This is a genomic window from Desulfobacter curvatus DSM 3379 (genome assembly GCF_000373985.1).
Classification (GTDB): Bacteria; Desulfobacterota; Desulfobacteria; order Desulfobacterales; family Desulfobacteraceae; genus Desulfobacter; species Desulfobacter curvatus.
This window is the reverse complement of the sequence record NZ_KB892919.1, coordinates 1-8330: the sequence shown is the minus strand read 5'-3', so window position 1 is coordinate 8330 and position 8330 is coordinate 1. Positions and strand designations below refer to the sequence as shown.

3 protein-coding genes are annotated in these 8330 nt (G+C 45.1%); all 3 read left to right on the top strand.

What is annotated here, in order from left to right:
* The first annotated feature begins 268 nt into the window (after positions 1 to 268).
* Positions 269 to 3181: a TOTE conflict system archaeo-eukaryotic primase domain-containing protein gene (locus tag B147_RS0103210; protein WP_033396803.1), complete on the top strand. Its 2913-nt coding sequence runs from the start codon at positions 269 to 271 to the stop codon at positions 3179 to 3181.
* A gap of 241 nt (positions 3182 to 3422) precedes the next feature.
* Positions 3423 to 4859: a DNA integrity scanning protein DisA nucleotide-binding domain protein gene (locus B147_RS0103205; RefSeq protein WP_020585809.1), complete on the top strand. Its 1437-nt coding sequence runs from the start codon at positions 3423 to 3425 to the stop codon at positions 4857 to 4859.
* A 116-nt stretch (positions 4860 to 4975) separates the two neighbouring features.
* Positions 4976 to 7870: a bifunctional [glutamate--ammonia ligase]-adenylyl-L-tyrosine phosphorylase/[glutamate--ammonia-ligase] adenylyltransferase gene (gene glnE / locus B147_RS0103200; RefSeq protein WP_020585808.1), complete on the top strand. Its 2895-nt coding sequence runs from the start codon at positions 4976 to 4978 to the stop codon at positions 7868 to 7870.
* The last annotated feature ends 460 nt before the right edge of the window (positions 7871 to 8330 follow it).

The window sequence follows — 8330 nt, the reverse complement described above, 5'->3', positions numbered from 1 at the left end:
GTTCCTTCTGACTTAAATTCGAAAATGTCTTTACCGTCTCGCGAATCTGTTCAAGTTCTGCGTTTTTAATCTGCCGACCACACTGGCTTATCACAGCGTTTTCTCCTCAAATGTAACGTTTCGATTGGTGGGTGAACTCACACACATCCACGTTACATTATCAAAAGACCTGCAGAGTGTCTATTATAATTTTGCGACAAAATAATTTTAGATGTCGCTCCGCCCCCCTGATATCATTGATAATAAATTTTGATGCGTCAGCGCTGCGATAAGAACTTTAGACTCTCAAGTTGAAGAGAACAAAGCTCTGAAAGCAAAAATCCGGGAATTAGCCTCAAAATCTGAAAACATTATTTGCCACAATAAGCCTATCCAATCCCGAGAAACCGTATTCAAAAATCTTAAGAAACCTACAATAAATTCAAAGCCCGGTGCAGCAGTACCGGTAGAAAAATATGCCGGTTTAATTACCCGTTTTTCTCAAGGACATGAAAAAATTGATCTGTTTATGTCCCTGTTTAAGGGCAGGAGCGATGTATATGCAAAAAAATGGCAAAGCAAAAAGGGCGCTACAGGATACAGTCCGATCTGCCTGAATGAATGGGTCCCCGGGATTTGCAATAAGCCCAAGATAAAATGTTCAGTATGTGGCAATCAATCGTATGGGACGTTAAACGAATCTGTTGTTGAAAAGCATCTCAGAGGTGAATATGTCATCGGGGTTTATCCCATGAATCTTGATGAGACCTGTCATTTCCTGGCTATAGATTTTGACAAAGAAGGATGGAAACAAGACATTGCGGTTATCCGGAGAATTTGTTTTGATTTTAAAATACCGGTTGCTATAGAGCGGTCTCAATCCGGCAATGGATGTCATGCCTGGTTTTTCTTCGAACAAAAAATTCCTGCAGCGTTTGCCCGAAAATTCGGGACATCACTATTGACCCACGCCATGGGTGAACGGCATCAAATTTCGTTTAAATCCTATGACAGGCTGTTTCCCAATCAAGATACCATGCCGGATGGCGGTTTTGGCAATCTGATCGCTCTGCCGCTCCAGAAAAAGGCCCGGGATAACGGCAATGCGGTTTTTATCAGTGAAGATTTCAATCCGTACCCGGACCAATGGCAGTTTTTATCCGGCATTAAAAAGCTGAACGAAAAAGATCTGACATCGTATATTAACAGGCTGACCCGGGGAAACGACCTAGGCGTGTTGAAAGAAGAAACATCAGAATCAAAACCGTGGCAAAAACAGCAATCCATTAACCTGAACACCAAGGATTTCCCCAAAACGGTTAAGATGATTAAATCCGGCATGCTGTATATTGAAAAAACAGGATTAAGCCAGAAAGCATTAAATACCCTTAAAAGGTATGCGGCCTTTAAAAATCCAAAATTTTATAAGGCCCAGGCCATGAGGAAGTCAACTTTCGGCAAGCCACGGGTCATTTCCTGCTCAGATGATTATAAAAACCATATAGCCTTGCCCCGTGGTTGCGAAAACGATGTCAAATCTTTACTCAAGGAAAAGAATGTTACCTTGATACAGGAGGATAAATCCAATCCCGGAACAGTGATAAATGTTGAATTCAAAGGTGAATTACGGGATGAACAGCAACTTGCCGTTGATGCATTGTCGGTACATGACAATGGTGTGTTATCCGCTGCTACGGCATTTGGTAAGACTGTTATCGGTGCAAAATTGATCAGCATGAAAAAAGTGAATACCTTGGTATTGGTTCACCGGCAGCAACTTCTTTCCCAGTGGCGGGAACGGCTGGAACAATTTCTTATCATCAATGAATCCCTTCCTGAACCGCCTGAAAAAAGAGGCCGCAAAATAGAGCAAAATATCATCGGCCACATGGCTGCAGGCAAAGACAGACTCAGTTGCATCGTCGATATAGCAGTCATGCAATCCTTGAATACCAAAGGAGATGTCAAGGACGTCATAAAAAATTATGGAATGATCCTTGTGGACGAGTGCCATCATGTTCCTGCAGTTACATTTGAACAAATATTGAAGAAGGCCACAGCAAAATATATTTACGGTCTGACGGCAACCCCTGCCAGACCCGATGGCCACCATCCGATTATTTTTTTTTACTGCGGACCTGTACGCTTTTCAGTGGATGCAAAAAAGCAGGCTGAAAAGCGTCCCTTTGATCATTATTTAATCCCGAGATTCACATCTTTTAGAATACCACCTGGTGAAGACGAAGCACTATTGTCCCTGCAGGAAATAAAAAACGGTTTGGTATCAGATGAAATCAGAAATCAACTCATTATAGACGATGTTGTGGAATGCTATGAAAAAGGGAGAAAATCACTTATTTTAACGGGGCGGGTCAGCCATGTGGCAAACCTTGCGGCAAAGCTGAAAGACAGAATATCAAATGTCATTTGTCTGACAGGCGGTATGGGAGATAAAAAAACAGCCCAGGTCCTAGGCGAAATAAATGAAATTAAGGATACAGAGTCCTTTGTACTGGTTGCTACGGGCAGTTATATTGGTGAAGGCTTTGATGAAGCGCGGCTGGATACCTTATTTTTAGCCATGCCCATTGCCTGGAAAGGAACCTTGCATCAATATGCCGGCAGACTGCACCGCTATTTTAAAGGGAAAAAGGATGTCCAAATTTTCGATTACATTGATCTTCATGTAAAAATGCTTGAAAAAATGTATGGAAAACGGCTGAAAGGATATGCTTCAATCGGTTATAAAACCAAAGCCGCAAAGTTTCCCGATGCACCGATCAACCTTATTTTTAATAAAGACGATTTCTTTCCGGTGTACTTACGGGATATTGCCGTTGCTTCAAGGCATGTACTGATCATAAGTCCCTTTGTCACAAAACAAAGGATGCGCCAAATGATGGACCATTTTAATGACCTGTTGAAAAAGCAGGTTAAAATAACGGTCATAACCAGGCCTGCCAATGATTATGACGAAAATAGAAAAACCATGCTGAGCGATCTTTTTTCAACCATAGAAACCGGCGGTGTGCAAATGGTTTACAAATCCAACATTCACCAGAAATTTGCAATCATCGACAACAAGATCACCTGGTACGGGAGCATCAATCTATTAAGCTTCGGCTACTCTGAAGAAACCATCATGCGTCTTGAAAGCAGCAGTATTGCATGTGAATTAATTGAAAGTATTGAAAGGAGATAAAAATGTTGACAGGTGTACATTAAATAATTACCCGGACTGGCTTGGCCCTGCCATGGTATACGGCCAATAACGGCCATGGCCGACCTGGTCTTTCACCGAGGTTGGGCCACAACAAATAATGAAAGAAACGAATCGGTCCGTTCAGTTCTTTCAGATAAATGCTATTGAGAAACGCCATGTTCTTTAGTAAACAAATATTCATACATAAATAAGGTTACAGCATTAAAGGGAGAATTCCTGTTTGGCAAACCAAGGCTTTATCCGCAGGTGTATAACGGAAACTTTAGAGGGATTGAGAGAGGGCCTGACTCTTTTTTCCGGGCCCAGCAGGGCTGCAGTGATTTATGCTGTCGCACCCGACGATCCCATCTATATCTTTGATCCCCAGAATCTTTTGGCCGGGCACGAGCCCAAATTCAAAGAGTTGTATATTGATTCAGATGATTGGCGAACCAAGTGTTTTATCAAATATGACAAAAAGAAATTCAGCAATTTGATTCCCGAAAAAAATCTTGGGCTGGCCGGACTGATATCCTATGGCGGCAGATCAAGCTCCATCGTGTATCAGATGTGGTTTACCGACCACCACCCGGACATGTGTACCATAGGTCCAACCGAGCGGTGGCTGGAGCATGCGGTTTACAGATTTTCCCACGACATCGCCAATGAAGCAGAATTGTACACAGGTATTTCCGGCTCTTTTCTCAAGGAATACGCCACCCATGCGGTCAGAGATTTTATTGTGGATGAAATGAATGTCCGGATCGGCTGGGATACCAGAATGCGGGTTTACCCGATTTTAGAGGCTGTGCTTAAAATTTCAAGAACGCCGGAAGAAGGAGAATGGCCAAGGGGTAAGCTGATTTTTGTGGAAAAAGAATCCATCCCCAAAATGAATTTTATTTTAGAGCTTCCAGAGGCAGAGCAACCGTGCCTGGAGAATGTCAAGCATATCAGAAAGCTGCTTGTGTCGGTTGAATATTCAGATTTGAAATTGGTTGCCACTGAAAATACGATTATCGGCATCACCAGAGAAGATCATCCGGATTTTTCCATTGAAGTGGATTTTAGAGGCGGATACGGTTTTCTGGCACTCAATGATGAGTTGGTGTGCTCTTTTTCCGACGGCAGCTTTAAATCTACCACGCATAAAGAAAAGCTGGTTCAGGTGGAAGAGGCATTAATGGACGCTGATATGGATGCTGAAAAGGTTACTGCTTTATTTAAAGTCGTTACCGGGATTGTTCACAATGCTGCCGGCCACCGGCATGGATGCAGCATTGTGATTGACCTGAATGACCCCCCGGTATTTATTATGGGTCATTCACTGCTGCACCCCCTGGACCTGAAAAATCAGGATAATTATGACCTGGCCAAATCCCTGTCCAAGGTGGACGGGGCGCTGCACATAGGGGCTGATGTGAAGCTGTATGGATTTGCCTGTCTTTTGCAAGGCAGGAATGTGCCCGGTGAAAACAGGGCCAGGGGTGCCAGGTTCAATTCGGCTTTGCGGTTCACGGCAGAACACGAAAATGTTATTGTAATCGTTGTCTCATCCGACACCCTGGTCTCGGTCATGAAGGGAGGGACGGTACTAAAAACCAGATGGAAACAGGAAACCTCTCTCATATGCAATATACCCATGCCCTTGGAACAATGGGTTGCTGCAAACCAATAACAGCCATGGGCTGAACTGGTTTATTAACACCCAGGCTCAGTCCACAATAAAGCTTGAAAGATCTTAGTAACTTATCCAGACTTTTTTATAAAAATTATGAATGAGTGAAACATACCATGACCCCAAAAGCCATAGAACAGTTAATCTCAAGTGTTTTTCCTGCCCTTTCCCAAACCCTTTCCAAGGCTTTGCAGCAGCGAATTCAAAATTATTTTTCCGCCGGGGATATCCAGGATATCAGCCAATTGCCTGTCAAACCCCAAGATTTTACCAAGGTGATGCTGTTCAGCTCCTTTACGGCTGAACATATTGCAGCAAACCCCTTGATACTTGAACGGCTTGGTAAAAGCGGTGATCTTGACACCTCCTATGCGCCGGGTGACATTAAAAAGAAGCTTTCGGCTTTTATTGGGGAGGATCAGGATAGTACAGGGCTCAAAGCCCGGCTGCTTGAATTCAAGGTGTATGAAATCATTCGCATTGCCTGGCGGGATCTTACATGTGCGGCACCATTGTCCGAAACCATGGCCGATCTGTCCGATCTTGCCTGTGCCTGCATCTCCTTTGGTTTTGAACAATTGTACCCGGTTTTGATCCAAAAATGGGGAACACCAAGGGACAGTGACGGCAATGCCCAGAACATTGTGGTGCTGGGCATGGGTAAGCTTGGAGCCGGCGAGTTGAATTTTTCTTCGGATATTGATCTTATTTTCGTATTCCCCAGTCCGGGTCAGACGGATGGGGACAGATCCATATCCAATGATGAATTCTTCACAAAACTATGCCGGGAATTTATCAAGTTGTTTTCAATGGATAACGCCACCCATTTTTACCGGGTGGATACCCGCCTGCGGCCGTTCGGGGACAGCGGGCCGCTGGTCATGGATGCCAATGCTTTTGAATATTATTACCAATCCCAGGGCCGGGAGTGGGAGCGCTATGCCATGATCAAGGCAAGTCCGGTGGCAGGGGATATTGCGGCGGGCGACACAATTATTCAATCCCTTAAGCCCTTTATTTTCCGCAGATATCTGGATTACGGCTCCTTTGATTCCTTCAGGGATATGAAACAGCGCATAACATTGCAGGTGAAAAATGCCAGATTGAAACACAATATCAAAATCGGGGCCGGCGGTATCAGGGAAGTTGAATTTTTCGGCCAGCTTTTTCAGCTCATTAGAGGCGGGGTGGAACCGGCGCTCCAGGCCAGACCCATATTACAGATTCTGGACACCTTGGTAGAAAAAAAACTGATCGATAAAAAAGTGTGTGAAGAACTCAAAGAGGCCTATCATTTTTTGCGGCTTGTGGAAAACAGGCTCCAGGAATACCAGGACCGGCAGACCCACAACATCCCCGAAGATCCGGTTCAGCGGCACATCCTTGCCCTGTCCATGGGATATGATGATGAAAAGGCTTTTTATGCTGAACTGTCCAGGACACAGGGTGTTGTGCACAAACATTTTTCTAGGCTTTTAGTACAAGATGATGATCAGGACAAAGACAACAGCAGCCAGGAATTGGAACGGATATGGGACAGTATCACCGATGCCCAGTTTCAAAGCGAAGATCTCTCTATTTCCGGTTATGAGGATACAGGATCTGTGGTGCGGCTTCTTAAAGCCCTGGCAGCGCATCCCAATACCCGTCAGCTTTCCCAGACCGGGCGCAAAAAATTGGCCCGGCTGGTACCCCGGCTGATTAAAAAAGCCGGTGAGCACCCGGATGCGGAAGAGGTGATGGCCAAACTCCTAGATCTTGTGGCAACCATTGAACGGCGTACCTGTTACCTGTCATTGCTCATTGAAAATCAGGGCGCCCTTGACACCCTGATCGTTCTTGCCCGCAAAAGCCCATGGATTATTTCGTTTTTGAGCCGGCATCCCGTACTTTTAGATGAACTGATGGATCCGGTTACCCTGTATTCGCCGCCCAAACGGGATCTGCTTGAACGGGAAATGGAAAGTCTTATGGCCCGTGTTCCACAAAATGATCCGGAATACCTGCTGGAAGCGCTCAATATTTTTCGCCAGGTCAATACGCTCAGGGTGGCAGCCGCAGATGTATCAGGCAATTTCCCGTTGATGAAGGTCAGTGATCATCTGACCTGGATTGCTGAAACCATTCTAGGTCAGGTGGTGGCGTCATCCTGGCAGATCATCACCGAAAAATACGGATATCCCAAGGGTATGGAAGGCAAGGGCGTTGATGGATGCGGGTTTATTGCCGTTGCCTACGGCAAAGTCGGCGGCCTTGAAATGGGATATAAATCCGACCTGGATATGGTTTTTATTTTTGATGCTGAACCCGGATACACCAGCGGAGCGGAACGGTCCGTGGACATCACCCGTTTTTATTCCAATCTGGGCCAGCGCATTGTCCATGCCCTGACCATGCATACCCCGGCAGGAACCCTTTATGGTGCGGATATGCGGCTTCGACCGGGCGGAGAGTCAGGCACCATCATCACCCACATCCAAACCTATGAGGATTACCTGAAAGACCAGGCCTGGACATTTGAACACCAGGCCTTGATCCGGGCCCGCCCCGTGGCCGGTGATCCGACACTGTTCAAACGCTTTGATACCATACGCAAAAACATCCTGACCCGTAAACGCGATGATGCAACCTTGAAAAAAGAAGTTGGTCAGATGCGTGAAAGAATGCGCAAGCAGCGGTTAAAGTACGAACCCGGGCTATTTAATCTCAAGCAGGGCCGGGGCGGAATTGTGGATATTGAATTTCTTGTTCAATATCTTGTGCTGCGCCATGCCTGTGATTATCCTGATGTTGTGGAATGGACGGATAATGTCCGCCTGCTCCAGGCCTTGAGTGTGGATGCCCTGATATCCGGTGAGGAGAGCAGCATTCTCCAGAACACTTATGTGAGCATGCGAAAGGCCATACACCGCCTCACGCTTCAGGAGCGGTCTGCCACAGTTGAAGAGGAACTGTTCAGTGAGCAGGCTGCCAAAGTCGCGCAAATTTATGATGCAGCCTTTATGTCTTAAGGGGGCCGTACTTTCTTTTTTAGCTTCTGTAAAACTACCGATACAATCTATTTTTTTGAACCTGACATCACCCCGGATTTCCTTTTCCAGGACTCCAGAGTGATATAGTTTTAAAATTTTCAACATTTTTTCAACTTATTTTTAGACAATCAAGCATTCTTTTTGAACATTGCTAAAATCCTTCTTTAACGTGGGTTTTTGTTTGTTTTGAACATGCTTTAAACATAGTAATCAATGGCTTTTTAACATGGTGTTATCTTTATTGACCTTTTATGAACATAGTTTTGAACATTTTCCCGGATGGCCACCCAAACTCCCCCACTTGTGGCCACCCCAAAATCCCCCACCTAAACGTCAGCAAAATCTGTTGTAATCGCTGATAATCAAAAAATTTAGGGAAAAAGGCGACAGAACGTTTAACGTCTCATGTATCACTTGATCAATGCATACATGGGAGTTG

What these genes read in the sequence shown, in the direction of transcription:
- glnE (WP_020585808.1), top strand. Translation starts at nt 4,976, where the DNA reads ATGACCCCAAAAGCCATAGAACAGTTAATCTCAAGTGTTTTTCCTGCC.